This is a genomic window from Streptomyces sp. NPDC048057, assembly GCF_040653095.1.
In the GTDB taxonomy this organism is placed as follows: Bacteria; Actinomycetota; Actinomycetes; order Streptomycetales; family Streptomycetaceae; genus Streptomyces.
The window spans coordinates 102,574-126,205 of the sequence record NZ_JBEZNF010000026.1; the positions used below are offsets into that span (position 1 = coordinate 102,574).

At 71.0% G+C, this 23,632-nt stretch carries 23 protein-coding genes and 1 pseudogene; 13 read left to right on the plus strand and 11 right to left on the minus strand.

All coding sequences use genetic code 11. The features are described 5' to 3' along the window. The first annotated feature begins 293 nt into the window (after nucleotides 1-293). Nucleotides 294-2,066, plus strand: a complete 1,773-nt coding sequence (locus AB0E05_RS27780; protein WP_361968348.1) for a DUF4157 domain-containing protein — start codon at nucleotides 294-296, stop codon at nucleotides 2,064-2,066. Nucleotides 2,067-2,261: 195 nt separating this feature from the next. Here AB0E05_RS27780 and AB0E05_RS27785 read toward each other — a convergent pair whose 3' ends face one another. Beyond that, a complete protein-coding gene (locus tag AB0E05_RS27785) occupies nucleotides 2,262-3,431 on the minus strand; it encodes a steroid 3-ketoacyl-CoA thiolase (protein WP_361968292.1) in 1,170 nt (389 codons plus the stop codon). Between the two features lie 242 nt (nucleotides 3,432-3,673). Between AB0E05_RS27785 and AB0E05_RS27790 the strand changes: the two genes are divergently transcribed. Continuing rightward, entirely contained in the window at nucleotides 3,674-4,918 is a 1,245-nt protein-coding gene (locus tag AB0E05_RS27790; protein ID WP_361968294.1) for a cytochrome P450, read from the plus strand. Nucleotides 4,919-5,363: 445 nt separating this feature from the next. Here AB0E05_RS27790 and AB0E05_RS27795 read toward each other — a convergent pair whose 3' ends face one another. Then, nucleotides 5,364-7,478 carry a bifunctional glycosyltransferase 87/phosphatase PAP2 family protein gene (locus AB0E05_RS27795; protein ID WP_361968296.1) on the minus strand — a complete coding sequence of 705 codons (2,115 nt, stop codon included), beginning with the start codon at nucleotides 7,476-7,478 and terminating at the stop codon, nucleotides 5,364-5,366. Between the two features lie 318 nt (nucleotides 7,479-7,796). Between AB0E05_RS27795 and AB0E05_RS27800 the strand changes: the two genes are divergently transcribed. After that, nucleotides 7,797-8,486, plus strand: coding sequence for an O-methyltransferase (locus tag AB0E05_RS27800; protein ID WP_361968298.1), 690 nt, complete (start codon nucleotides 7,797-7,799; stop codon nucleotides 8,484-8,486). Between the two features lie 17 nt (nucleotides 8,487-8,503). Here the strand turns inward: AB0E05_RS27800 and AB0E05_RS27805 are convergent, their stop codons facing one another. Then, entirely contained in the window at nucleotides 8,504-8,914 is a 411-nt protein-coding gene (locus AB0E05_RS27805; RefSeq protein ID WP_361968300.1) for a DUF3291 domain-containing protein, read from the minus strand. 155 nt (nucleotides 8,915-9,069) lie between these two features. Here AB0E05_RS27805 and AB0E05_RS27810 point away from each other — a divergent pair, with 155 nt between their 5' ends. After that, a complete protein-coding gene (locus tag AB0E05_RS27810; RefSeq protein WP_361968302.1) occupies nucleotides 9,070-9,411 on the plus strand; it encodes an antibiotic biosynthesis monooxygenase in 342 nt (113 codons plus the stop codon). Between the two features lie 284 nt (nucleotides 9,412-9,695). On the opposite strand, the gene AB0E05_RS27815 is transcribed toward AB0E05_RS27810, so the two are convergent. Further along, nucleotides 9,696-9,971, minus strand: coding sequence for a hypothetical protein (locus AB0E05_RS27815; protein ID WP_361968304.1), 276 nt, complete (start codon nucleotides 9,969-9,971; stop codon nucleotides 9,696-9,698). Nucleotides 9,972-10,161: 190 nt separating this feature from the next. Then, complete coding sequence (locus AB0E05_RS27820) at nucleotides 10,162-10,383, minus strand: hypothetical protein (RefSeq protein ID WP_361968306.1); 222 nt, start codon at nucleotides 10,381-10,383, stop codon at nucleotides 10,162-10,164. A 103-nt stretch (nucleotides 10,384-10,486) separates the two neighbouring features. Here AB0E05_RS27820 and AB0E05_RS27825 point away from each other — a divergent pair, with 103 nt between their 5' ends. From AB0E05_RS27825 to AB0E05_RS27835, 3 genes are all read left to right on the plus strand, one after another. Further along, complete coding sequence (locus AB0E05_RS27825; RefSeq protein ID WP_361968308.1) at nucleotides 10,487-11,317, plus strand: helix-turn-helix transcriptional regulator; 831 nt, start codon at nucleotides 10,487-10,489, stop codon at nucleotides 11,315-11,317. Continuing rightward, nucleotides 11,314-11,514: a DUF397 domain-containing protein gene (locus AB0E05_RS27830; RefSeq protein WP_361968310.1), complete on the plus strand. Its 201-nt coding sequence runs from the start codon at nucleotides 11,314-11,316 to the stop codon at nucleotides 11,512-11,514. The genes AB0E05_RS27825 and AB0E05_RS27830 overlap by 4 nt, the downstream gene beginning before the upstream one ends. 102 nt (nucleotides 11,515-11,616) lie before the next feature. Further along, nucleotides 11,617-11,823, plus strand: a complete 207-nt coding sequence (locus AB0E05_RS27835) for a DUF397 domain-containing protein (RefSeq protein ID WP_361968312.1) — start codon at nucleotides 11,617-11,619, stop codon at nucleotides 11,821-11,823. A 100-nt stretch (nucleotides 11,824-11,923) separates the two neighbouring features. Here the strand turns inward: AB0E05_RS27835 and AB0E05_RS27840 are convergent, their stop codons facing one another. Further along, nucleotides 11,924-12,481: a dihydrofolate reductase family protein gene (locus AB0E05_RS27840; protein ID WP_361968314.1), complete on the minus strand. Its 558-nt coding sequence runs from the start codon at nucleotides 12,479-12,481 to the stop codon at nucleotides 11,924-11,926. A 123-nt stretch (nucleotides 12,482-12,604) separates the two neighbouring features. Beyond that, nucleotides 12,605-14,737 (minus strand): MFS transporter, encoded by a 2,133-nt coding sequence (locus AB0E05_RS27845; protein WP_361968316.1) that lies wholly within the window; start codon nucleotides 14,735-14,737, stop codon nucleotides 12,605-12,607. 266 nt (nucleotides 14,738-15,003) lie between these two features. On the opposite strand from AB0E05_RS27845, the gene AB0E05_RS27850 reads away from it, so the two are divergent. Next, nucleotides 15,004-15,663, plus strand: a complete 660-nt coding sequence (locus tag AB0E05_RS27850; protein ID WP_361968318.1) for an HAD-IA family hydrolase — start codon at nucleotides 15,004-15,006, stop codon at nucleotides 15,661-15,663. Between the two features lie 162 nt (nucleotides 15,664-15,825). Here AB0E05_RS27850 and AB0E05_RS27855 read toward each other — a convergent pair whose 3' ends face one another. Both AB0E05_RS27855 and AB0E05_RS27860 read right to left on the minus strand, forming a co-directional pair. Beyond that, nucleotides 15,826-16,410, minus strand: a complete 585-nt coding sequence (locus AB0E05_RS27855; protein WP_361968320.1) for a TMEM165/GDT1 family protein — start codon at nucleotides 16,408-16,410, stop codon at nucleotides 15,826-15,828. Nucleotides 16,411-16,700: 290 nt separating this feature from the next. Continuing rightward, nucleotides 16,701-17,435 (minus strand): ABC transporter permease, encoded by a 735-nt coding sequence (locus tag AB0E05_RS27860; protein WP_361968322.1) that lies wholly within the window; start codon nucleotides 17,433-17,435, stop codon nucleotides 16,701-16,703. 269 nt (nucleotides 17,436-17,704) lie between these two features. Between AB0E05_RS27860 and AB0E05_RS27865 the strand changes: the two genes are divergently transcribed. From AB0E05_RS27865 to AB0E05_RS27880, 4 genes are all read left to right on the plus strand, one after another. Next, nucleotides 17,705-18,409, plus strand: coding sequence for an HNH endonuclease family protein (locus AB0E05_RS27865; RefSeq protein ID WP_361968324.1), 705 nt, complete (start codon nucleotides 17,705-17,707; stop codon nucleotides 18,407-18,409). A 115-nt stretch (nucleotides 18,410-18,524) separates the two neighbouring features. Then, nucleotides 18,525-20,258, plus strand: coding sequence for an alkaline phosphatase D family protein (locus tag AB0E05_RS27870; protein WP_361968326.1), 1,734 nt, complete (start codon nucleotides 18,525-18,527; stop codon nucleotides 20,256-20,258). Between the two features lie 262 nt (nucleotides 20,259-20,520). Further along, a complete protein-coding gene (locus tag AB0E05_RS27875; protein WP_361968328.1) occupies nucleotides 20,521-21,012 on the plus strand; it encodes a DoxX family protein in 492 nt (163 codons plus the stop codon). A 447-nt stretch (nucleotides 21,013-21,459) separates the two neighbouring features. After that, nucleotides 21,460-22,104, plus strand: a complete 645-nt coding sequence (locus AB0E05_RS27880; protein WP_361968330.1) for a VTT domain-containing protein — start codon at nucleotides 21,460-21,462, stop codon at nucleotides 22,102-22,104. A gap of 45 nt (nucleotides 22,105-22,149) precedes the next feature. Here the strand turns inward: AB0E05_RS27880 and AB0E05_RS27885 are convergent, their stop codons facing one another. After that, nucleotides 22,150-22,389, minus strand: coding sequence for a DUF2277 domain-containing protein (locus AB0E05_RS27885; protein WP_361968332.1), 240 nt, complete (start codon nucleotides 22,387-22,389; stop codon nucleotides 22,150-22,152). Between the two features lie 63 nt (nucleotides 22,390-22,452). Further along, nucleotides 22,453-22,899 carry a protein phosphatase gene (locus AB0E05_RS27890; RefSeq protein WP_361968334.1) on the minus strand — a complete coding sequence of 149 codons (447 nt, stop codon included), beginning with the start codon at nucleotides 22,897-22,899 and terminating at the stop codon, nucleotides 22,453-22,455. 196 nt (nucleotides 22,900-23,095) lie between these two features. Here AB0E05_RS27890 and AB0E05_RS27895 point away from each other — a divergent pair. Next, a pseudogene (locus AB0E05_RS27895) lies at nucleotides 23,096-23,632 on the plus strand (hypothetical protein); the annotation flags it as partial.

Genomic DNA, 23,632 nt, shown 5'->3' on the forward strand with positions numbered 1-23,632 from the left:
TCGAGGTCGGACTGACGAGAGCCGTTCCACAGCGGTGGACTTGCCGAATGCCCTAGCGTCGTGTCCAGGGATGCATCACGGGCCCCGTCGCCGGGACCTCATCCGCTGGGCTCGCGCCGCATCCGCCACGGCGGTCGGTGATCCGGGGCGAGGGCGGACATCGGCGCATGCGGCCACGACGTGGGAGGAAGACCATGCACGCGAACCGCGGTGCAAGGAGCAACGAGGCAGAAGGCAGCCGGTCATCGGTGCGCAGGCCCACCGGCCGGGTCACGGCACCGCCTCCGCCGCTCATGGCCCTCCAACGCAGCGCCGGCAACTCGGCTGTCGTCCAGATGCTCCGTCAGGCCGGCCACCCCTGGGCCCGGGAAGGACACCAGCACAGCGCCGGCTGCGGTCACCAGCCGGCCGAGCGCGCCGTGCAGCGCTCCACCGTCCCCGACGTCCTGCGCTCCCCCGGCCGCCCCCTCGACGACGACACGCGCGCCGAGATGGAAGCCCGACTCGGCGCGGACTTCTCCGACGTACGACTGCACACGGACACCGCGGCGCGCACGTCCGCCGCGGAGATCGGTGCGCGTGCCTACACGTCAGGCAGCCATGTGGTCATCGGGGCCGGCAGCGGCGACAAGTTGACCCTGGCCCATGAGCTGACGCACGTCATCCAGCAGCGCGGCGAGCCGGTGTCCGGCACGGACCACGGGGACGGCCTCCGCGTGTCGGACCCGTCCGACCGCTTCGAGCGCGCGGCCGAAGCGAACGCGGCGCGGGTGATGTCCCGGGCCGTCCCGCCCGGCACGAGCGCCGGTGAGGAACGTACCGGCAGCGCCCCGTCGACCGCCCCCGCCGGAACACCCGTCGTGGCACGCCTGATGAGCCCGGACGCCTTCCGCCACAGGGCGAGGAGGAGCGCGCTGAGTCGCGGAGTGGACAAGGTGGATGCCGCGCTGGGGGCCTACAGCGCCATTCCCCCGGAGCAGTACCAGAATCGGGTGGCGGCGCTGGACGCCCTCATCACCGAGTGCCGCGGCGTGCTGTCGCGACGGCTCGCGCTGAACACCGCGGAGGAGAAGAGGACGGTCGAGTTGCTGCTGCGCGAGGCGGAGGTCGAAAGGGAAGTCTGTGCCGGCATGATCGTCGCGCTGGCCCGGACGTCACCGCTGGAGAAGTTGCTCCGGCTGTATCCGCTGCACGAGATCGCGCTGAAGGCCGCGGACGAGTTCGGCGGCGACGTCGAGCTGAGCCTGAGCCCTCCGGGTGGCGGATGGGATCCGCTCCTCACCCGGACCGTCGCCGAAATCCGCACGCAGGATCCCGCCGCCTTGGTCGACGTCGTGAAGAGGGACGTGGCGAAGCTCCGTGCGCTGAAGGACGATCCGACCCTTCCGGAGACCACTCGCCAGACCCTCGAAGAGGTACTCGGCCACGAGAACCTGGTGGACTTCAAGGAAGGTCTCCCCGGCACCGACAAGAACCCGGCCGGCTCCCCCGAGTACACGTTGAAGCACGGACTGGTCCAGGGGTCCGGGCAGGAGGAGCGGCTGGGTTCCCTGGCCCATGAACTCACGCACGTGGCAGCCGGGCAGGCATACGACAACACCAGGTTGCTCCTGCTCTTTCAGCGCGGCCTTCCCGACGCCGAGGTGATCAGCCTCGCCCACCGGCGAAACCGGACGATCCACGAGCTCGAAGTGATGAGCGAGCAGCAGGGCTTCACCCCTCGACAGGTTTCCATGATCGACTTCAAACTGAGGTACGCCAAGGGGGACAAGCTCGGCACCTACGCCAGCAACTTCCGATCCGCCGGCAAGATCGACCAGAGGACCGCGGACTGGGCGAGGCGGCTGGCCGCTGCCATCGGCGACGGCAGCAGCACCCTTGTCGAGTACGACACCGTGCTGACGCAGTTGCTCACGTATCTGCACATGTGGAAGGTGCCGGCGTCGAACGCGTTCCACGCGCGCGTCCTCGCTCTTGCCGAGCAGGCCCAACGGGACCGGCGGGACGCCTCCCGCGCCAACTTCGCCGACTGGCAGCCGGACTCCACTCCCCTTGAGGCGCCGTAATCGGTGCTCGGTTTCGCCTTCGGGCCGCCTGACACATCGGCTGCTCCCCTGCGGGAGCACCGTTCGCTGCGGCCCGGTGGTGCCACGGCGAGGGCGTCCAGGGCCAGGGCGCGCGCACCGCACCAACCCACGGACCACCCGCAGAGGGCGTCGCCCGCGCAGGGCGGCGGCGACTCCGTCAGGGGCCCGGGGTGGTCACACCCGTTGCAGGAGCGTCGCCGTGGCCAGCGCGCCGCCCGCGCACATCACCACCAATGCCACCTCCCCGCCCCGCCGCTCCAACTCGTGCAGCGCCGTGGTGATCAGGCGCGCGCCCGTCGCGCCCACCGGGTGGCCCAGCGCGATCGCGCCGCCGTTCACGTTCACCTTCTCCAGGTCCTGGCCGAAGACCTGCGCCCAGCTCAGCACCACGGACGCGAACGCCTCGTTGACCTCCACCAGGTCGATGTCCTTGAGGGACATCCCCGCCTTCCCGAGCACTGCGCGCGTCGCGTCGATCGGGCCGTCGAGGTGGAAGCGGGGGTCCGCGCCGACGAGGGCCTGGGCGAGGATCCTGGCCCGCGGCTTGAGCTTCAGCGCGCGGGCCATCCGGCGCGACGCCCACATGATCGCCGCCGCGCCGTCGGAGATCTGCGAGCAGTTGCCGGCGGTGTGGACGGCGGTCGGCATCACGGGCTTGAGGCGCCCCAGCGCCTCCATGCTGGTGTCGCGCAGCCCCTCGTCGCGGTCGACGAGCCGCCACATGCCCTGGCCCGTGGCCTGCTCATCCTCCGTGGTGGGGACCTGGACGGCGAACGTCTCGCGCTTGAAGCGCTCTTCGGCCCAGGCGGTCGCGGCCCGCTCCTGGGACAGCAGCCCGAGCGAGTCGACGCGTTCGCGGCTCAGCCCGCGGTGTCGGGCGATCCGCTCCGCCGCCTCGAACTGGTTGGGGAGGTCGACGTTCCACTCCTCGGGCACGGGCTTGCCCGGGCCGTTCTTGGACGCGCTCCCGAGCGGCACCCGCGACATCGCCTCCACGCCACAGCTGATGCCGACGTCGATGACGCCCGCGGAGATCATGTTGGCGACCATGTGGGACGCCTGCTGGGACGAGCCGCACTGGCAGTTGACCGTCGTCGCCGCCGTCTCGTACGGCAGCCCCATCGCGAGCCAGGCCGTGCGCGTGGGGTTCATGGACTGCTCGCCGGCCTGGGTCACCGCGCCGCCGACGACCTGTTCGACGCAGTCGGGTTGGATGCCGGTGCGGCCGAGGAGCTCGCGGTAGGTCTCCCCCAGCAGGTACGCGGGGTGCAGATTGGCGAGGGCGCCCCCGCGCTTGCCAATGGGGGTGCGTACGGCTTCGACGATGACGGGTTCGGCGGCCATGACTCGTCCTCTCCTTGAACTGCGCGGGCGGGCGTCCCGGCCCCGGCGCTCCGCAAGAGAACTAGTACGCGTTCTAGTTCCACCGTCAGTCTGATGAGAGTTACCGTCAGTACGCAAGGGTCTTGCACACCCTTGCCGCACGCACCGCGCGCAACGGATCCGGCCGCGCCCCTTGCCACTTGTAGAACTCGTTACTAACTTTCGGTCGAATCTGATGGGTCATCAGAGAACCGGAGCTGCCGATGTCCTGCCCCCGCCATCTGACCGAGGGATTCGACCCCACCGACCCCGACCTGTTGCAGTCGCGGGTACCGCTCCCCGAGTTCACCCTGCTGCGCGAGACCGCACCCGTGTCGTGGTGCCCGCAGCGGCGGGGCGCGTCCGGCTACGACGACGAGGGCTACTGGGCGGTGACGCGGCACGCGGACGTCAAGTACGTGTCGACCCAACCCGAGCTGTTCTCATCCTGGACCAACACCGCGATCATCCGCTTCGACGAGTCGATCCAGCGCGACCAGATCGACGTACAGCGGCTGATCATGCTGAACATGGACCCGCCCGAGCACACCCGGGTGCGGCAGATCGTGCAGCGCGGCTTCACCCCGCGCGCCGTGAACTCCCTGCGGGACGCGCTGCGCGAGCGGGCGCTGAAGATCGTCGCCGAGGCGGCGCAGCGGTCCCGCTCCGAGGGCTCGTTCGACTTCGTCTCCGACATCGCGGTGGAGCTGCCGCTCCAGGCCATCGCCGAGCTGATCGGCGTCCCCCAGGAGGACCGGGCCAAGATCTTCGACTGGTCCAACACGATGGCCGGCTACCACGACCCGGAGTACGCCGTCACCCAGGAGGCGGGCGTCGAGGCGTCGATGGACTTCCTGGCGTACGCGATGAACCTCGCCGCCGCCCGCAAGGAGTGCCCGGCCGACGACATCGTCACCCGGCTCGTGGCGGCGGAGGGCTCGGGCAACCTGTCGACGGACGAGTTCGGCTTCTTCGTGATCCTGTTGGCGGTCGCCGGCAACGAGACCACGCGCAACGCCATCACGCACGGCATGCACGCCCTGCTCACCCACCCCGAGCAGTGGGAGCGGTACAAGAGCGAGCGCCCGCAGACCGCGGCGGAGGAGATCGTGCGCTGGGCCACCCCCGTGGTCGCCTTCCAGCGCACCGCCACGCAGGACCTGCTCCTCGGCGGCCAGGAGGTCAAGAAGGGCGACCGGGTGGGGATGTTCTACGCGTCCGCCAACAACGACCCCGAGGTCTTCACCGACCCCGAGCGCTTCGACGTCGGCCGCGACCCCAACCCGCACCTCGGCTTCGGCGGCGGTGGCCCGCACTTCTGCCTCGGCAAGTCGCTGGCCGTGATGGAGATCGACCTGATCTTCAACGCGATCGCGGACGCCCTCCCCGACCTGCGGCTCGTCGGCGAACCGCGCCGACTGCGCTCGGCCTGGCTGAACGGCGTCAAGGAACTCCGCGTCACCGTCTAGGGCGTGTCCGGAAAGTCCTGTGTGCCTTTGCCTTGGCAGGCGCGGTGGCACCGTGAGGGCTCAGCGATCGTGGCGACTTCGGCCCGGTGGTCACCTGCGGGCCGGGTACGGGTTTGCCCCTACGCCCGCAGGGCGTGGGCAACAAGGGGCGCTGGGGGTCCCCCCACGCCCTCTGGGCGTAGGGGGCGGAACTGCGCGATCAGCCCACCACCGGGCCGCAGAGACCAACGCTCCCGCAGGGCTACGGCGGCTACGTCCAAAGGCACAAGGAAGCACGCGGGACTTACCGGACACGGCCTGGTCAGGGCGTGGGCACCGCCCCGAGTGGCGGAACGCGGCGCGCTGACGGATCCTGACGACACGCGACGATCCACCCCGGGGGGCACGGGCGGCGTACCGTCCGTGTCCTCCGGGGCCGTTGCGCTGCCGGAACCGCGCCCCGGCGCTACTTCGGGGCTGCGGGGACGACGGGCTCGGCAGCGCCCCCCGCCGGTGAATCCGGCGCATCCGACGACTCGACCTTGTCCGGCGACGCCGGCGCCGCGTCCGACGGGCCCGGTGCGTCCTCGGACTTGCGCGCTGCCGGGACCGCACCCACGCCCGCCGTCTTCCCGGTCGCGCGCGGCAGCACCTGCCGACGGCCGGACAGGACGTACGTCAGGGCGAAGCCGGCGCCGACGACGACCGCGCCGCCGACCGCGTCCAGGATCCAGTGGTTCGCCGACGCCACGATCACGTACAGCGTGATCAGCGGGTGTATCAGGCCGAGCGCCTTCATCCAGACCTTCGGCGCGAGCACCACCACCACGACTCCGCACCACAGCGACCAGCCGAAGTGCAGCGAGGGCATCGCCGCGTACTGGTTGGTGACGGCGGTCAGCGCACCGAAGTCGGGGTTCGTGAGGTCCTGCGGGCCGTGGACGAGGTCGGTGAAGCCCATGCCCGGCATCAGCCGCGGCGGGGCCAGCGGGTAGAGCCAGAAACCCACCAGGGCCAGCAGCGTGGCGAAGGCCAGCGACGCGCGCGCCCAGCGGTAGTCCGTCGGCCGCCAGATGTAGAGGACGGCGAGGATCGTCAGCGGCACCGGGAAGTGGAACGAGGTGTAGTAGAAGGCGAGGAAGTCCGTCAGCCACTCCGACTTCGCCGCGGCCTGGTTGATCGCGTGCTCGATGTCGATGCCGATCGCCTGCTCCATGGAGGAGATCTGGCGGCCGTGCGCCTCGGCGTCCGCGGTGGACGCGGTCGCGGCGAGTCGGATCTTGGAGTAGATGGAGTAGCCGACGCGGATCGCCAGCAGCTCCAGCAGCAGGTTCGGGCGGCTGAACGCGCGCCGCCACACCGGCAGCAGCGGGATCCAGCTCCAGCGGGAGGCGACGGGGGTGGCGTACTCGGTCGGCACCGGCTTGCGGAAGTGCGGGTCGGTGCGGGAGAGGAAGGGCACCACGCAGGCGGCGCAGAGCGCGGCGATGAGGACGGCGTTGTCCCGCACGGCGTCCAGGAACGCCATGTTCGGCAGCAGCATCTTGCCGGGCAGGGTCATCGCCAGGACGACGAAGACGGGCCACAGCATGCGGTCGGCGAGCTTGCGGCCGACCCGGCCGACGACGGCGAGGAGCACCCACAGCAGCTGGTGCTGCCAGGTGGTGGGCGAGACGACGACGGCGACGCAGCCGGTGACGGCGACGGCGAGCAGCAGCTGTCCGTCCCGGGCGTAGCGGATCGCGCGGCGCAGGCCGAACCAGGCGACGAGGGCGGCGAGGGCCAGGTAGAGCGCGATCTCCAGCGGGCCTTCCAGCCCGAAGCGGAGCAGGGCGCCGTGCAGGGACTGGTTGGCGAGGCCGTCCGGGCTGCTGCCGAGGCCGGCGCCCACGGCGTGGTCGATCCAGTACGTCCGGGAGTCGCCCGGCATCGCGGCCCAGGCCAGGACCGTACAGGCGGCGAAGGTGGCGGCGGTGCTGACCGCCGCGCGTCTGCGTCCGGTGAACCAGAGCAGCGGGACGAAGAGGAGCACGGTGGGTTGGAGGGCGGCGCCGATGCCGATGAGGACGCCGGAGGCTCGTTCGCCGCGGACGACGAGGGCGCCGACGAGGACCAGCAGCACCGGGATGATGCTGGTCTGTCCCAGGTAGAAGCTGTTGCGCACCGGCAGCGAGAGCATCAGCAGGCTGATGGCGACGGGGGCGGCGAGGAGCTGGGTGAGGCGGGACGCGGGGCCGGGCACGGCCCGGGCCGCGACCAGGCCGATGCCGACGACCAGCAGCAGCGTGGCGAAGGTCCAGACGACGCCCAGGCTCTGCTCGGCGGAACGGGTGAGCGGCTTGAGCACCAGACCGGCGAAGGGCGTGCCGGTGAAGCTGTCCGTGTCGTACAGCGAACCGTTGACGTGCAGGACGCCCTCGGGACCGATCCAGGTCTCCAGGTCGATCAGCCGCTCGCCGGGCGGCTGGCGCAGCACGGCCACCAGCTGCCGTATCGCGAGGACGGCGGCCACGAGCCAGAGCGCGGCCCTCGCCGCGCTCGTCTTCGTGGCGGTCCCCCTCGCCGCATCACTCCCGCGCACGCTGTGCTCCGCGTTCGCCACGTCGCGCCGCGCCTCCCCTACATCCCGTTGTGTCTGTCGATCCGGTCGTCCGGGCCGTCACCGACCGGTGAAAACCTGGTGAAGCCCTTGAGAAGCCTCGCATTGCCCGCTGAAAGAGACTCGGGCAACCCCCTCTTTGCCTGACTGTCGCCCGGTTTTGTTCGGATGTCCGGCCAGATACGTGCGGAGGGCACCTCGGGAAGATACAAGAACGAGCCCTCGGACACCCGTGCGTCACCGTTCGCGATCGCGCCGCGACGGCGGACGAACGGGGCCCGACCGGCATAGGTTGGGCAGATGACCAAGGAAAACCGTCAGGACCCGCAAGAGCTCTGGAACGCCGTCGACGACTACGTGAACGAACGGCTGGTTCCGGCCGACGAGGCGCTCACGGGCGCACTCGCGGCGAGCGACGCTGCGGGGCTGCCCGCGATCGCGGTGGCGCCGAACCAGGGCAAGTTCCTGCACCTGCTGGCCCGCACGCTGGGCGCCCGTACGGTCCTGGAGGTCGGCACCCTCGGCGGGTACAGCACGATCTGGCTGGCCAGGGCGCTGCCGGCGGGCGGCCGGCTGATCTCGCTGGAGTACAGCGAGCAGCACGCGGAGGTGGCGCGGGCGAGCCTGGCCCGCGCGGGGCTCGACGCGATCGCCGAGGTGCGCACGGGGCCGGCGCTGGAGACCCTGCCCAAGCTGGCGGCGGAGCCGGGGGCGGGCCCGTTCGACCTGTTCTTCATCGACGCGGACAAGGTGAACAACCCGCGGTACGTGGAGTGGGCGCTGCGACTGTCCCGCCCGGGGAGCCTGATCGTCGTCGACAACGTGGTGCGCGGCGGGAGGATCACCGAAGCGAGCGAGGACCCGGCGGTGCGGGGCACCCGGGAGATGTTCGACGCGATCGCGCAGGAGCCGCGGCTGGACGCGACCGCGGTCCAGACGGTGGGCACGAAGGGGTACGACGGCTTCCTGCTGGCGCGCGTGGTCGACTAACCGCGGTTCGTAGGCGTCTACGCGGACGCGGTACCGGCGGCGCGCTGGGCGGCGATCCGCCGGTCGGCGTCGCCCCAGGCGAGCGGCAGTTCCGCCGCCTTCACCTCCCAGTAGGTGAAGGCGGAGTCCTTCATGATGGGCGCCAGCTCGCGCATGATCCCCTGGTGGGGTTCGGCGCGGGCGAAGGCGTACAGGGCGTCCTTGCTCTCCCAGGCGGAGAGCGTGCAGAACTCCCGCTTCAGCGGGCGCGCCCGCAGCGAGGCCCCGAGCGCCCCGGGCGCGCTGCGGACCTGCTTCCAGACGGCGAGCGACCTCAGGAAGAAGCGCGGGACGTCGGCGAGCGAGGCGACCTCGAACCGGGACGCCATGACGACGGCGGTGCTGCCGGGCGCCGCGGGCTGCGGCGTGGTCCAGGGGATGGTGGGCACGGTGTCCTCCCGATGCGGATGGGTGGTTCCTCCCTTCCCACCATAATGGCTAGTGGCACTATCTGCTACCTGTTGCATCGGCAAGGGTGGGCCACTCCGAACGCCCTTGGATGCGCGCGGTACGGTCGAGTTCCCTCTATGCGAAGGATGTCCCCGTGGCCAGTGTGGTGAAGATCAACGTCCTGACCGTCCCCGCGGAGCAGCGCGAGGTCCTGGAGCAGCGGTTCGCAGCCCGCGCCGGTTCGGTGGAGAGCTCCGACGGCTTCGAGTGGTTCGAGCTGCTGCGCCCGCTGGAGGGCACGGACCAGTACCTCGTCTACACCCGCTGGCGCAGCGAGGCCGACTTCGAGGCATGGATGGCCGGCTCGATGCGCGGCGCCCACAAGCCGGCCGAAGGCGAGGGCGGCGAGAAGCCGAAGCCCGCGGCGACCGGCTCGACGCTCTGGTCGTTCGAGGTCGTCCAGTCCACGGGCCCCAAGGCGTCGGACGCGAGCTGAGGGCTGCGCCTCTGCCGTTGGGAAGGGGCCCCGGCCACCGTGGGTGTGAGTGAGCGGTGACCGGGGCCGGGGAGCGGGGCGACCAAGCCCGCTCCCCCCTTCCCTCCGGCCGGGGCAGGTGGATTCACAGCCGGGAGGGGTCCGGGCCCCGTAGCCGCGATTCCCTTGTGTGGGGTGCGGCAGCGGGAGTTCTTTTACTGCCTTCTACTGCCTGATGAGGCTGAGGATCATCAACCCGAGGCAGACTCCGACAGCTCCGAAGAACAGCGCGACGGCGAGACGCGTCATGCGCCCGTCGCTCCGGGTTCGGGGTACGGGGTCGGCGGGCCCCAGCGCACGGGCTCGCGGTGGATTTCGGCGAACAGGTCGTGACCGGTGAGGCGGAGGTGGAACTCCATCCACTCGTCCACGTCGTCATGCCCGTGACGCTCGCCGCCTTCCGGGGGCGGCATTTCCACCCCGCACTCCGGTTTCCCGGTGATGCACACGGCTGATACGACGACGTCCTCGGCAAGCACGCGCACGGACCGCCAGCCCTTGTACCGACCTCGTTCGATCATGGTGATTCTCCTGTGGAGTGGGGGGTTGTTCGGTCCCGGCCGCCAGCGGCAGGGGCGTGCCGCTGGCGACCGGGGCCAGGGGAAGAGGGGACTGCGGTCCTCATCCCCTACCGCCCTCACGCACTTCTCTCCAGCGCCAGGGAAACGCTGATGCGCGAGAACGGAGTTGTGGGTGTTCCGGGTGGGGTGGTTACGGGGCGCCCCTGCTGCTGATCGCGTTCAACTCGGCGAGCGCGGAGCCAAGTCGGTCGTCCAGGGTGGCCGCGCGGATGTGATCGCGCCGGGCGTCCCACTCGCATCCGCCGTGCCGCGGGCGAAGCATGACCAGTGACCCGTAGACGTCCATGACCACCCCGCACCTCTTCTCGACGATGTCGTACGCGAGTTCGCCGACCGAGAGTTCGCCAGACATGACGACTCCTCTCCGTAGCGGTTTCACTACCAAGGGCTGTCAGGTTGGCCTAGAGTCTCAAGGGAGTTCAACTTGTACTGACTGCTCGATTGGTTGGTCCCAGATGGTGAACCGAAAGACGTTGGATCCGCGACAGTCCCCCCGTGCGGCCTTCGGCCAGCGGCTACGCGCCTTACGGGACGAACGTGGATGGACACAGGACGAGTTAGCAGCCCAGATCGGCTGCACTGGATCGCATATTTCGGCTGTCGAAACTGGTCGACGCCCACCAACTCAACATTTCGCGGCAATCGCTGACAGGGTGCTGGGTACTGGCGATCGGCTGGAGCGCCAGAGTCGAGGGGTTCGACACACGGCGTTGCTGGAGGGTTTCGAGGAGTACGTGAGGTGCGAGGCCCGGGCAGAGGAAGTGCGTCTGTTTGAAGTCGGCCTGATTCCTGGCCCGCTTCAGACGCAGGAGTACGCGGCAGCGATCGAATCAGGGCACGTACGTCGCGGAGCCATCACTGCCGAGCAGGCCGAAGAGCGGGTTCACGTGCTGATTGCGCGGCAGGAGGCGTTGGCTCGGGTCCTCTCCCCCATGGTGTCCGTCGTGTTGGACGAGAGTTGCATCCGTCGCGTAGTCGGCGGCACCGACGTCATGGGGCGACAGCTCGACCGGCTGGTGCAGTTCGCGAATCAACCCAACACGTCCCTACAGATCGCGCCCTACTCCATGGGCGAGCGACGCCCGTTCAACAGATCTGTGAACCTGCTAACGCAGGCTGATCGATCAGTGTGCGCTTACGTGGAGTCCCAGACTCAGGGGTACTTGGATCGCGAGATCACTTCAGTGATCCCGCTGGTGAGGGCCTACCATCAGCTTCAGACAGAGGCGCTGTCGCAAGCGGAGTCTGTGTCCCTGATCGACCAGGTACGAAAGGGCATCTCGTGACGACCGAACCTTTCAAGTGGATCAAGTCCTCATACAGCGGCAGCGGTGGCACTTGCGTCGAGTGGGCACCAACGCACGCATCCGCTACAGGCATAGTCCCCGTCCGTGACTCCAAGGTCCCGGCCGGCCCCGTCCTGCGCGTCCCCGCCGACGCCTTCGCCACGTTCGTAGCGAGCATCAAGCACGACACGATCTGACGACCAACACGGCAACAAGCCCAAGGGTGCCCCGCCGAGTCTCCTTCTCTGGCTCGGTGGGGCACCCTTGCATTACGTCGACCAGCTACGAAAGGGCACCCCGTGACAACCACGACCGAACCTTTCAAGTGGATCAAGTCCTCGTACAGCGGCAGCGGCGGTGCATGTGTCGAGTGGGCCCCCGCGCACACGTCCACGACCGGCATAGTCCCCGTCCGTGACTCCAAGGTCCCGGCCGGCCCCGTCCTGCGCGTCCCCGCCGACGCCTTCGCCACGTTCGTAGCGAGCATCAAGCACGGCACGATCTGACGACCAACACGGCAACAAGCCCAAGGGTGCCCCGCCGAGTCTCCTTCTCTGGCTCGGTGGGGCACCCTTTGCGCTTGCCTGCGCGCAGCGCAGCCGCGGGTCAGCGGGTGCGGTAGTGCGCGTATATCAGTCCGCTGGCGAAGGCGCGTTGCTCGACCAGGTCGAGGTCGAGGCGCACGTCGTCGGGGAAGAACCGCTTGCCGCCGCCGACCACGCTCGTGGTGATGAACATGTGGTACTCGTCCACCAGGCCGGCCGCGATCGCCTGGGCCGCCAGGTTGGGTCCGTCGACGGTGAGGTCACGATCGGCCTCGGCCTTGAGCTTGCGCACCGCGTCCGGGTCGAAGCTGCGCTCGATCCTGGTCTTCGCGCTGGACACCGAGTCGAGCGTCGTGGAGTACACGACCTTCTCCGCGGCCTGCCAGTCGCTGGCGTACTGGAGGATGTGTGGCGGCTGGTCGGGCTCGTTGTGCGCGGTCTCCCAGTAGAGCATCGTCTCGTACATCCGGCGGCCGTAGAGGTAGGTGCCGACAGGGCGGAAGAGGTCGTTGATGAAGGTGTGCACCTCCTCGTCGTCGGCCCCGGTACCGAGGCCGCCCTCCGCCGCCTCCGCGTAGCCGTCGAGCGAGGTGATCATCGAGTAGATGAGCTTTGCCATGCGTCTCCTTGCAGGTACGGGCCCGTCAGCCGATGATCGGTCCCGCAGGTGATGACCTTCGCACGACCTGGAACTCATCGGTCGGCCTGGCGGTGCGGCACTGGGAGGCTGTCGCGGTGCGGCTCAGTCGCCTTTGCCCGGCGGCGCGTGGTCGCCGCGAGCGCGGCCGTCGCCGTTGGGGCGCTCCTGGTCCGAGCCGCACAGCTCCGCGTTGAGTTCCTGAACCAACTGCACCAGATCCGTCGGCCGTTCCGGTCCCCACCAGTCCCCCAGCAGCTCCGCCAGCGACTCCTCGCGCGCCTTCGCGAGCCGTACCGCCGTCTCCAGGCCGCTCTCCGTGAGCATCAGTTGGAGCCCCTCCCGGCTCGCCAGCCCCCGTTCCTCGACCTGGCGGGCCGCGTCCGTGATCACCCGGAGCGGTACGGGCGTGGTGTCGGCGAGCAGCGCCGGCTCCACCGTGCCGTGCCGGCGGATCCGCAGCAGCAGCCAGCTCGACGCGGGCAGCAGGTCGTACCCCGCGCGCGCGGTGATCTTCTCGTAGATCTGGCGGCGCCCCTCGCGGGAGCCGAGCACCGACAGCGCTCGCGCCGCCTCCTCGCGGGAGGAGCGCTCCACCGGGTTGGACGCCAGGGTCTGGCTGGGGTCGGGCGCGGTCACCGAGCCGCGCAGGCGGTCCTCCTTGAGGAACCAGGACACGGCGAAGGCGAGCAGCACGACGGGCACGGCGTACAGGAAGACGTCGGTGATGGCGGAGGCGAAGGCGTGCACCACCGAGCCGCGGAGCGCCGGCGGGAGCTTGGCGATCGCCTGCGGGTCGGCGGCTAGTGCGCCGGCGTCGGCGCCCGGTGGCACGGGCCGCCCGGCGAGCGCGGTGGCCAGCCGTTCCTTGAGGCCGTTGGCGAAGATCGTGCCGAAGACGGCGACGCCGAAGGACGCCCCGATGGAGCGGAAGAAGGTGGCGCCCGAGGTGGCCACGCCCAGGTCCTCGTACCGCACCGAGTTCTGCACCACCAGGACCAGCACCTGCATCACCAGGCCCAGGCCGAAACCGAAGACGAAGAAGCTGGCGCTCATCTGCCAGGTGGAGCTGTTCTCGGTGAGGCGGTGGAGCAGCACCAGCCCGATCGCCGTGACCCCGGTGCCCAGGATCGGGAAGACCTTCCAGCGGCCGGTGCGGCTGACGAGCTGCCCGGACGCAGTGGAGGCGATCAGCAGCCCGAGCACCATCGGCAGCATGTACACGCCCGAAAGGGTCGGTGAGATCCCCCGGACGACCTGGAGGAAGGTCGGCAGGAAGGTCATCGCGCCGAACATCGCGAAGCCGATGATGAAGCTGATCAGGGAGACGAGCGTGAAGGTGCGCAGCCGGAAGAGGTGCGGCGGCAGCACGGGCTCGGCCGCCCGGCGCTCGACGAGGACGAAGAGGACCAGCAGGACGCCGCCGAGCGCGGCGAGGCCGATGATCTGCGGCGAGCCCCACGGCCAGGTCGTGCCGCCGAGGGAGGCGACCAGCACCAGACAGGTGGCGACCGAGGCGATGAGGAAGGTGCCGAGGTAGTCGATGGTGTGCCGGGTGGGGCGCGCCGGGATGTGCAGGACCGCGGCGATCACCACCAGCGCGACGACGCCGATGGGCAGGTTGATGTAGAAGACCCAGCGCCAGCTCAGGTGCTCGGTGAAGAAGCCTCCGAGGAGCGGCCCGAGGACGCTGCTCGCGCCGAAGACGCCGCCGAAGAGCCCTTGGTACCGGCCGCGTTCGCGGGGGGAGACGATGTCGCCGACGATCGCCATGGACAGGACCATCAGCCCGCCGCCGCCCAGGCCCTGGAGCGCGCGGAAGCCGATGAGCTGCGCCATGTCCTGGGCGATGCCGCAGAGCGCGGAGCCGATCAGGAAGATCACGATGGCGGTCTGGAAGAGCTTCTTGCGGCCGTACTGGTCGCCGAGCTTGCCCCACAGCGGGGTCGCGGCGGTGGAGGCGAGGAGGTACGCCGTGACCACCCAGGAGAGGTGCTCCAGGCCGCCCAGTTCGCTGACGATGGTGGGCAGCGCGGTGGAGACGATGGTCTGGTCGAGGGCGGCGAGGAGCATGCCGAGCAGCAGCGCGCCGATGGCCGCGAGGACGGCCCGCCGGTCCTGGCCCTCCCCCGGCTCGACGGCGGCCGGCGGTCCGGCCCGGGCGGCCCCCCGCGCCGGGCGCCCGTCCGCCTCCGCCCCCTTCCCCCGGGCGTCTCCCGACTCTTCTCCCTGGGCCATGCCGGTCTCCTTGCATCCGGTTGCGTCCGGAACGCTTCCATCCTGGGGCGTTTGTCCCGGTATGGCCTGCGGAGATGCCGGGGAAGCGGGCTGGCGCTTCCCGAGTCCGCTTTGTATGCTCATTAAACAAAAGCGGCTCCGCCCGTCTCCCTGACCGGTGGGCGGAGCCGCTCTTGTGCGCTCGGGGCCCGCCGTGCGGATCGGGCGAGCCCAGCAAGATCCATCAGACCCACCCGCCCCACCCTCACCCGTGCCGGGAGTACGCCATGCAGGCCAGCACCCTCACCGCCCGCGCCCTCCTTCTCGACATGGACGGCACCCTCGTGAACTCGGACGCGGTCGTGGAACGCGTCTGGCGGAGGTGGGCCGTCGCCCAGGGCCTCGACCCGGAAGAGACCCTGAAGGTCGTGCACGGCCGCCAGGGGCACGCGTCCATGGCGGAGCTGCTGCCGCACCGCTCCGTGGAGCAGAACCTCGCCGACAACGCCGACATGCTCGCGCAGGAGACCGCCGATCTCGACGGCGTGGTCCCGGTGCCCGGGGCGCCCGCGTTCCTCGCCGCCATCGCGGAGCTGCCGCACGCCCTGGTGACCTCAGCGGACGCGGCGCTCGCCGAGGCGCGGATGGGCGCTGCCGGGCTGCCGCTGCCCGCCGTGCGCATCACCGCCGAATCCGTCGGGGCGAGCAAGCCCGACCCGGAGGGCTTCCTCAAGGGCGCGGCGGAGCTGGGCTTCGCCCCCGCGGAGTGCGTGGCCTTCGAGGACTCGGAGGCGGGGATCGCCGCGGCGCGCGCGTCGGGCGCACGCGTCGTCGGGATAGGCCCGCGCGCGGCGGCCTGCGCGCCCGATCTGCACGTGGACGACCTCACCCAGCTGGAGGTCACGACGGACCACCAGGGCCGGATCCTGCTGAAGCGCACCGCCTGACCTGGCGGCGCCTCTCACGTACGCCCCCGGGCCCGGTCGAGTGACGACCGGGCCCGGAGACGTGTGCGCGCCCACGAGGGGCCCGGACGCGTACGTACGCGGTGCGACCGGGCACGGAGGCGTACGCGGGTTCGGACGTCAGCCCGTACGCACGCGCAGCAGTCAGCCCGTCACCGCCTCGTAGAAGCTGAACCCGGCGAGCACCAGCATCAGCCCCGCCGCGATCTTGGTGATCAGCTTCAGGGGCACGTACTTCATCAGCGTCCGGCCGCCCAGGATGCCGAGGCCCGCGACCGCCCACAGCGCGAGGACCGCGCCGAGGCCGACCGAGAGGGGGTCGTCGTACCGCGCGGCCAGGTTCGCCGTCATGATCTGCGTGAGGTCGCCGAACTCGGCCACCAGGATCAGCATGAAGCCCGCGCCAGAGACCTTCCAGAACGACTGGTCCTCCGGCGCCTTGATGTGCTCCTCGCCGTCGTCGGACTTCTTCAACAGCAGCATCAGCGCACCCGCCAGGAACAGCGCGCCCACCACGCCCTGCACCAGCCGGTGCGGCAGCAGGGTCAGCACGCTGCCTGCGGCGATCGCGAGCGCCACGTGGACGGCGAAGGCGGCGGCGACGCCGGCGAAGACGTAGCTGGCGCGGTAGCGCGTCCCGAGCATCAGCCCGGCGAGCGCGGTCTTGTCGGGGAGTTCGGCCAGGAAGACGACGCCGAAGGTGATCGCCATGATGGTGAAGCTGATCACGGGTGGTTTCCTCAATCGGTCGGGCTGTCCGTACCGAGAGACCGTGGTCCCCGGCCCTTGCGGACCGGCGTTCCCGTGAAAAGGGGTCGCTTCGGCACGGCAGCGTCAATGGGACACTGCGGCCGAAGGTCTCGCTGGCCGACCTGAAAGGTCCGCCTCCGGGCGCCGGCCGGGCACGAGGCCCAGCAGTATGTCGACGGTCCGGCGAAGAGCTACTCCCCTTCTGCTCCGACCAGGGTACACAGCCGCCCGCCGGCGCGAGAACGTCCGTACGGTCGGTGCCGCCGGCGTCACGCCCGGTGCAGCCGCCCCCGCGCCACCAGTTCCAGCACCACGGCGACCGCCACGGCCTGCACCGCCATCAGCGCCACCAGGACGAAGAGCTGCACCGCCCCCGCGAGCAGCGGCGACGCCCCGCCCAGCAGCATGCCGACGAAGGCGCCGGGCAGGGTGACCAGGCCCACGGTCCGGGTCTGGTCCAGCCCCGGCAGCAGCGCGTCCGCCGCGGGCGTCCGGGCCACCTCCAGCCGGGCGTCCCGCTCCAGCAGCCCGAGCGCCAGGCCCGCCTCGACCTCGCCGTGCCGTTGCTTCAGCTCGTCCAGCGCGCGCCGCCCGGCGAGCACGGTCGCGGTGAGCGCGCCGCCGATGAGGATCCCGGCGACCGGCACGAGGGCGATGCCCTTGAGCGGGACGAGCCCGGTCAGCAGCAGCGCCGCGACGACGGGGAAGACGCCGGCCCCGATCGGCAGCGCCGTCCACCACCAGGTGCCGTTGGGGGTGACGCGGCGCCCCGCGGTGCGCACCGCGACGGCGTACATCAGCAGCACGAAGGCGAAGAGCAGCGGCAGCGAGCGCACCACCCAGCCGATGACCAGTGACACCGCGGCGAGTTGGGCCGCGGCCCGCACGCCGGCGACCACGATCTCCCGGGAGCGGCCCAGGTGCGCGACGGCCGCGACCGCGGCGGCCACGGCGAGCAGGACGGCGAGCACCGCACCGAAGGTCACGTTGACGGTCAGCAGCACCCGCCAACCCTAACGACCGCACCGCCCGCGCCGACCGCGCGCCGCCGACGTCGATCGACGCGCCGGCCGACAACCGTCCCTGTCGGTCCGTCAGTGCGCCGCCCTCCCCCGCCCCTTGGGAGCCGGCGCACACCGTTCCCCCTTGAAATGACGTGTTCATGTCGCCAGGCTGTTACGTAGCGCTCACCTCCGCACCACGTGGCGCGCCCAGCATGGCCGTGCCCGACGCCCGGCCCTCCCCGCATTTCCCCAGCGAAGGAGCTCCACACATGTCCGCCTTCTACGCGCGTCATGCCACTCGCCACTCCATACGCCCCGCCGCGCCCGCCGGCCGCGGCGGCACCGGGCGCCGCGTCACGGTCCTCGCCGCCGCCTCCGCCCTCGTCGTCACCGGCCTGCTGGCCACCGCCCCCGCCGCCCAGGCCGCCCCGCCCACCCCCATCAGCGCCGCCACCGCCCGCACCTACCTCGGCCAGCTCACCGAGCGCCCCGAAGGCTCGTCGGCCGGCTACAGCCGTGAGCTGTTCCCGCACTGGAGCACCCAGTCCGGCGCCTGCAACACCCGCGAAGTCGTCCTCAAGCGCGACGGCCGCAACGTCGTCCAGAACTCGTCGTGCGCCGCCGTCTCCGGCACCTGGTACTCGGAGTACGACGGGGCCACCTGGTCCGCCGCGTCCGACGTCGACATCGACCACGTCGTCGCGCTCGCCGAAGCCTGGCGCTCGGGCGCCAACTCCTGGACCACCGCGAAGCGCCAGGCGCTCGCCAACGACCTCACCCGTCCGCAGCTCATCGCGGTCACGGACAACGTGAACCAGGCGAAGTCCGACCTCGACCCGGCCGAGTGGCTGCCGCCGCGCAGCGCGTACCGCTGCACGTACGCCCGGATGTGGGTGCAGGTCAAGCACCACTACCAGCTCACCGTGGACACCGCGGAGAAGAACGCCCTCACCTCCGTGCTGAACGGCTGCTGACGGCGGTCCAGGCACCGACCGATCGGCGGTGGGCGCGCCGCCGATCGGCCCCGGAACCCGCCCTTCCGCCGCCTGCGTTCCGTACCGTACGGGAGCGACGGAGGAGGACGGGACGATGACCGCGACTCGCGCTGGGCTGCGTCTGGGGCCGCTGCTGCGGCACGTCGACTGGGAGACGGGCACCACCGCCACCGTCTGGGTGGAGACCGACCGGCCGTGCACGGCCGAGGTGCGGTGCGCCGACGGAGCGGGCGGCTCGACCCCCACCTTCCGCGTCGAGGACCACCACTACGCCCTGGTGACCCTCACCGGACTGACGCCGGGCACCACCACGTCGTACGAGGTCCTGCTGGACGGCGCCCGCGTCTGGCCGCCGCCGGACGCGCGCCACCCCGCCTCCACCGTCACCGCGCCCGCGGTCGGCGCGGACGCCGTCACGGTCTCCTTCGGCTCCTGCCGCTGGGCCGCCGCACCCCAGGAGGAGCACGACCCGATCGGCCCGGACGCCCTGGGCACCCTCGCGACGGAGCTCGCCGCGGACCCCTCCGCCGAGCGCCCGGACGTCCTGCTCCTCCTCGGCGACCAGGTGTACGCGGACGAGACCTCCGCGGCGACCCGGGCGTGGCTGGCCCAGCGCCGCGACCTGACCGTGCCCCCGGGCCCCGAGGTCGCCGACTACGAGGAGTACACCCGGCTGTACGACGAGTCCTGGCTCGCCCCCGAGGTGCGCTGGCTGCTCTCCACCGTCCCCAGCCTGATGGTCTTCGACGACCACGACGTCATCGACGACTGGAACACCAGCGCTTCCTGGCTGGCCGAGATGCGGGCGAAGCCGTGGTGGCGGGAGCGGATCCTCAGCGGCCTGATGTCGTACTGGGTCTACCAACACCTGGGGAACCTCTCACCGGCGGAGTTGGCGGCCGACGCGCTCTTCGCGGCGGTGCGGACCGCGCACGACTGCGACCGGGGCACCGTGCTGCTGCGGGAGTTCGCGGAGCGCGCCGACGCCGACCCGGCCGGTGTCCGCTGGAGCTACCGCCGGGACTTCGGCCGGACGCGGCTGTTGATGGTGGACACCCGGGCCGCACGCGTCCTGACCGAGGAGCGCCGCGCGATGGTGGACCCCGAGGAGGCGCGCTGGCTGCGCGAACAGGCCGAGGCGGGTTCGACTGGCGCGGCAGGCGCCACTGGTGCGCACGAGCCCGGCGCGTACGACCACCTCCTCATCGGCACCTCCCTGCCCTGGCTGCTGCCGCCGCTGGTGCACGACGCGGAGAGCTGGAACGCGGCACTGGCGCGGGGCGTGCGTGGGCCGCGCTGGGCCCGGTTCGGGGAGGTCGTGCGCAGACGGGCCGACCTGGAGCACTGGTCGGCCTTCCCGAACTCCTTCGCGCAGCTCACCGAGTTGATCGCGTCCGTCGGCACGGGCAGGGGCGCCCCGGCCACGGTCTGCGTGCTCTCCGGCGACGTCCACCACGCGTACGTCGCCGAGCCCGACTGGCGGGGCGCCGGCGAGCCGGACTCCCGCGTCTTCCAGCTCACCTGCTCCCCCTTGCACAACTCCATTCCACGCTCGATCCGTTGGGGCTTCCGCTTCGGATGGAGCGCTACGGGGCGACGGCTCGGCCACCTGCTGGCGCGGCACGGGCGGGCGGGCCGGCCCCCGGTGCACTGGGAGCGCACGGGCGGGCCCTGGTTCGGCAACCACCTGATGACGCTGACACTGCGGGGGCGCACGGCGCGGCTGCGGCTGGACCAGGCCCGTACCGAAGGGGTGGCGCCGGCGCGCCTGGTCACGGCGGACGAGCGGGAACTGACGGCCAGTCGGCGCCCGAAGCCCACCGGCTGAGCCACCGCCCGCGCTCGGGCGGCCGGCCGCGGGGCTCCCGCACCGCCGCCCCGGGGACCTCAGACCCCTCAGACGGCGCACCGCAGATGAGAGTCGTATGAGAATCCGAGTAACATCAATTGTTGAACTTGCAAGCACTGCTCGCGCCTCCCTAGCTTGGGCACAGCTGGGTACGAGACCAGCCAGCACCAACCGCACGGCAAGCACGAAGCACGAACAGCTCTGCCACGACAGAAGTCCCCCCACTTGCAGGAGTCCCCCCATGGCCAACTCTTCGTTGACCTCCTCGCTGAACCGGTACCAGCCGTACGCGATCAGCGCCTTCCGGATCGTCGTCGGACTGCTCTTCGCCTGCCACGGCGCCGCCTCCCTCTTCGGCCTGCTCGGCGTCCCCGACAACGCGACGGTCGACGCCGGCACCTGGCCGGGCTGGTACGCGGCCGTCATCCAGCTCGTCGGCGGCACCCTGGTGCTGCTGGGCCTCGGCACCCGCAGCGCCGCGTTCATCTCGTCCGGCTCGATGGCGTACGCGTACTTCAAGGTCCACCAGCCCGAGGGCCTGTTCCCCCTGGAGAACAGCGGTGAGGCGTCCGCGATGTTCTGCTGGGCCTTCCTGCTGCTGGTCTTCACCGGGCCCGGCGCCATCGCGCTCGACAACCTCTTCTCCCGCGGCGCCGGCGCCTCCGACAGCGCCCGCAGCAACGACGACCGCTCCGCCGGGAAGGGGCGGGAGCGGGCGACGGCCACCGCCTGACGGTCACCCCGGTCACCGCGTGATAGGTGCCCCACGCACCTAGTACCTGTCGGGACACCACCGAGCGCCCGGACCCACTTTGGAGGGTCCGGGCGTTCCCCGTACCCCCGGACCCCGGGTAACGTCAGCGCGACCATGGGGGTGGAAGGGACCAGGGGGTTTTCCGGCGACTGCGGAGGCAAACGAGGCGATGCGCCGCGTACCGGACAAGAGGTGATGATCGCAACATCGGTAGCCCTCAGGTGATCTCACGGCACATGTCACGCGTACGCTGTACAGCTGTCAGTGCCGCGTCCACCGCACGTCCGAAGAAGTCCGTCGGGATCCGTCAGAAGACCACGCGTCCGCCGAGGTCGTCGGATCCGTGGAGTTCGCCGGACGTCGGTTCCTGACCATGTTCACCACAGCGGCATTGTTCGTCACACGGGGCAACGGGGAGAGTTCAAGGTGCTGGAGAGTCTGGGGTGGCTGGCCAGCAGCCCTTGGATCTATGCGGTCGTGGCGCTCTCCGTCCTGCTGGACGTCTTCCTACCGGTGCTGCCGAGCGGCGTCCTGGTGATCACCGCGGCCACCGCGGCCGCGGCGGGCACGACGACCGCCACCTCCGTCGCCGGCCGGGTGCCCGGTGAGGTGCCCTCCCTGCTGATCCTGATCCTCTGCGCGGCCACGGCGTCCGTGCTGGGCGACCTCGTGGCGTACCGACTGGCCCGGCGCGGCGGCGACCGCTTCGACCGCGCCATCGCCCGCTCCCGCCGGCTCACCAAGGCACAGGCCCGACTGGGCACGACCCTGGCCCGGGGCGGCGGCGCACTCGTGGTGATCGCCCGCTTCGCACCGGCCGGCCGCTCCGTCGTCTCCCTGGGCGCGGGCGCGGCACAGCGCCGGGCCCGCGAATTCCTCCCCTGGTCGGCCCTGGCGGGCGTGGCCTGGGCCGGCTACAGCGTGGGCCTCGGCTACTTCGGCGGCCAGTGGCTGGGCGCGAGCTGGGTCGGAGCGGCAGTCTCCGTGGGCGCGCTCTTCGCGGCGGGCGCGGTGGCGGCGTACGTGATGCGGCGCCGCCCGGCACCCCAGCCGGCGACCGAAACCGCCTGAGCCGAGGTCCGGGCCCTCAGGGCCGGGACCCGGCGCTCGCGGACGTCACGCCCCCGAGGTCACGACGGCCTTCGCCGCGCCCTTCACCTCCAGCTCGTCCAGGAGCCGGGCGGTCGCCGCGGCTATCTCGTCCACGGCCCGCTCGAACACCTCCCTGTTGTGCGCGGCGGGCGCCCGGAAGCCGGACACCTTGCGGACGTACTGGAGCGCGGCGGCTCGGATGTCCTCTTCGGTGGCCTCGTCGGGGAGCATGGGCGGACGGAGGGTCTTGATGCTGCGACACATGCTCCCAGTGTGCCCCCGCCCACTGACAGCCGGCGGCTCACTCCACTGACCTGCGCAAACGCTTCAGTCGGCGCGGAACCGCCGTACGTACCGCTTCTGCCAGGGCGTCTCGACCGCGCGCCGGTCGTAGTGCCGACGCACATACGCGACGGCCTCCCCCGGCTCCACCCCGTCGAGCACGGCCATGCAGGCCAGCGCGGTCCCGGTCCGCCCCCGCCCGCCGTGACACGCGACCTCGACCCGATCCCGCCCGGCCCGCTCCCACGCGATGCGCAGCGTCTCCCGCGCCCGGCCCCGATCGCGGGGCAGCCGGAAGTCGGGCCACGGCACCCAGCGGCTCTCCCACGGAACGACGGGCGGCTCCTCCCCCAGCAGGTACACCCCGAGCCCCGGCTCCGGCCCTTCGACCGGCCCGTGTCGCAACCCCCGCCCCCTGACCAACCGCCCCGACGGCAACCGCAGCACTCCCGGCGCCCCCGGCTCCCACGTCTCGCCCACACCTCTGTGCACGTCGCCCCCCTTGGCTTCGTCGGCGTCCCTCGGTTCCCCCGTTCGGCGACGCTATCGCCACGGGCCGCCATCACGCCCTTCGTCGCACCATCACGCACGGGCGTCCACGCCACCGACCACGCCAACGTCGTTCAGCCGTAGCCGAGTTGGCGTCAATCCTCTTATCGTTTTCACCCGAACCACAACGGGGGTGGCGATGGGTGTCCAGTTGCCGGGTGAGGTCGAGAAGATCCTGGAGATGATCGGTTACGACTGGCCGGACATCGACGAGGGTGAGCTGCGGGATTCGGCGCGGGAGTACCGGGAGTTCGCGGGTGAGTTGCGGACGACGATCCAGCGGGCGAACAAGGCGTGCGGCCATGTGACCGAGGGCAAGAGCAAGGGTCACGCGGTCGATGCGTTCAAGACGCGTTGGGGCAAGGTGTCGGGCCAGGACATGAAGAACCTGGCGGACGCGGTGGACGTGCTCGCGGGAGCGCTGGACACCGGCGCGGGCTATGTGGAGGTGTGCAAGTACGCGATCATCGCCGACGTCACGGCGTCGGCGGCGGTGATCACGGCGGGTTTGGTCGGTGCGTTCTTCACGTTCGGCGCGTCGGCGGCCGCCAGTGCCGTTGCGGCGGCTGCGTTGAAGGTCCTGGTGCGGGAGGCGCTGGATCTGTTGGTGCAGCAGTTGATCGATCTCGCGGTGGAGGAGATCGAGGGCAAGATGCTGTCCAAGCTGGAGGGGTTG

Bases quoted from the DNA above. Each gene is read 5' to 3' on its own strand.
- AB0E05_RS27780 (WP_361968348.1), top strand. From the start codon at position 294: ATGGCCCTCCAACGCAGCGCCGGCAACTCGGCTGTCGTCCAGATGCTC.
- AB0E05_RS27785 (WP_361968292.1), bottom strand. From the start codon at position 3,431: ATGGCCGCCGAACCCGTCATCGTCGAAGCCGTACGCACCCCCATTGGC.
- AB0E05_RS27790 (WP_361968294.1), top strand. From the start codon at position 3,674: ATGTCCTGCCCCCGCCATCTGACCGAGGGATTCGACCCCACCGACCCC.
- AB0E05_RS27800 (WP_361968298.1), top strand. From the start codon at position 7,797: ATGACCAAGGAAAACCGTCAGGACCCGCAAGAGCTCTGGAACGCCGTC.
- AB0E05_RS27815 (WP_361968304.1), bottom strand. From the start codon at position 9,971: ATGATCGAACGAGGTCGGTACAAGGGCTGGCGGTCCGTGCGCGTGCTT.
- AB0E05_RS27820 (WP_361968306.1), bottom strand. From the start codon at position 10,383: ATGTCTGGCGAACTCTCGGTCGGCGAACTCGCGTACGACATCGTCGAG.
- AB0E05_RS27825 (WP_361968308.1), top strand. From the start codon at position 10,487: ATGGTGAACCGAAAGACGTTGGATCCGCGACAGTCCCCCCGTGCGGCC.
- AB0E05_RS27840 (WP_361968314.1), bottom strand. From the start codon at position 12,481: ATGGCAAAGCTCATCTACTCGATGATCACCTCGCTCGACGGCTACGCG.
- AB0E05_RS27845 (WP_361968316.1), bottom strand. From the start codon at position 14,737: ATGGCCCAGGGAGAAGAGTCGGGAGACGCCCGGGGGAAGGGGGCGGAG.
- AB0E05_RS27850 (WP_361968318.1), top strand. From the start codon at position 15,004: ATGCAGGCCAGCACCCTCACCGCCCGCGCCCTCCTTCTCGACATGGAC.
- AB0E05_RS27865 (WP_361968324.1), top strand. From the start codon at position 17,705: ATGTCCGCCTTCTACGCGCGTCATGCCACTCGCCACTCCATACGCCCC.
- AB0E05_RS27870 (WP_361968326.1), top strand. From the start codon at position 18,525: ATGACCGCGACTCGCGCTGGGCTGCGTCTGGGGCCGCTGCTGCGGCAC.
- AB0E05_RS27875 (WP_361968328.1), top strand. From the start codon at position 20,521: ATGGCCAACTCTTCGTTGACCTCCTCGCTGAACCGGTACCAGCCGTAC.
- AB0E05_RS27885 (WP_361968332.1), bottom strand. From the start codon at position 22,389: ATGTGTCGCAGCATCAAGACCCTCCGTCCGCCCATGCTCCCCGACGAG.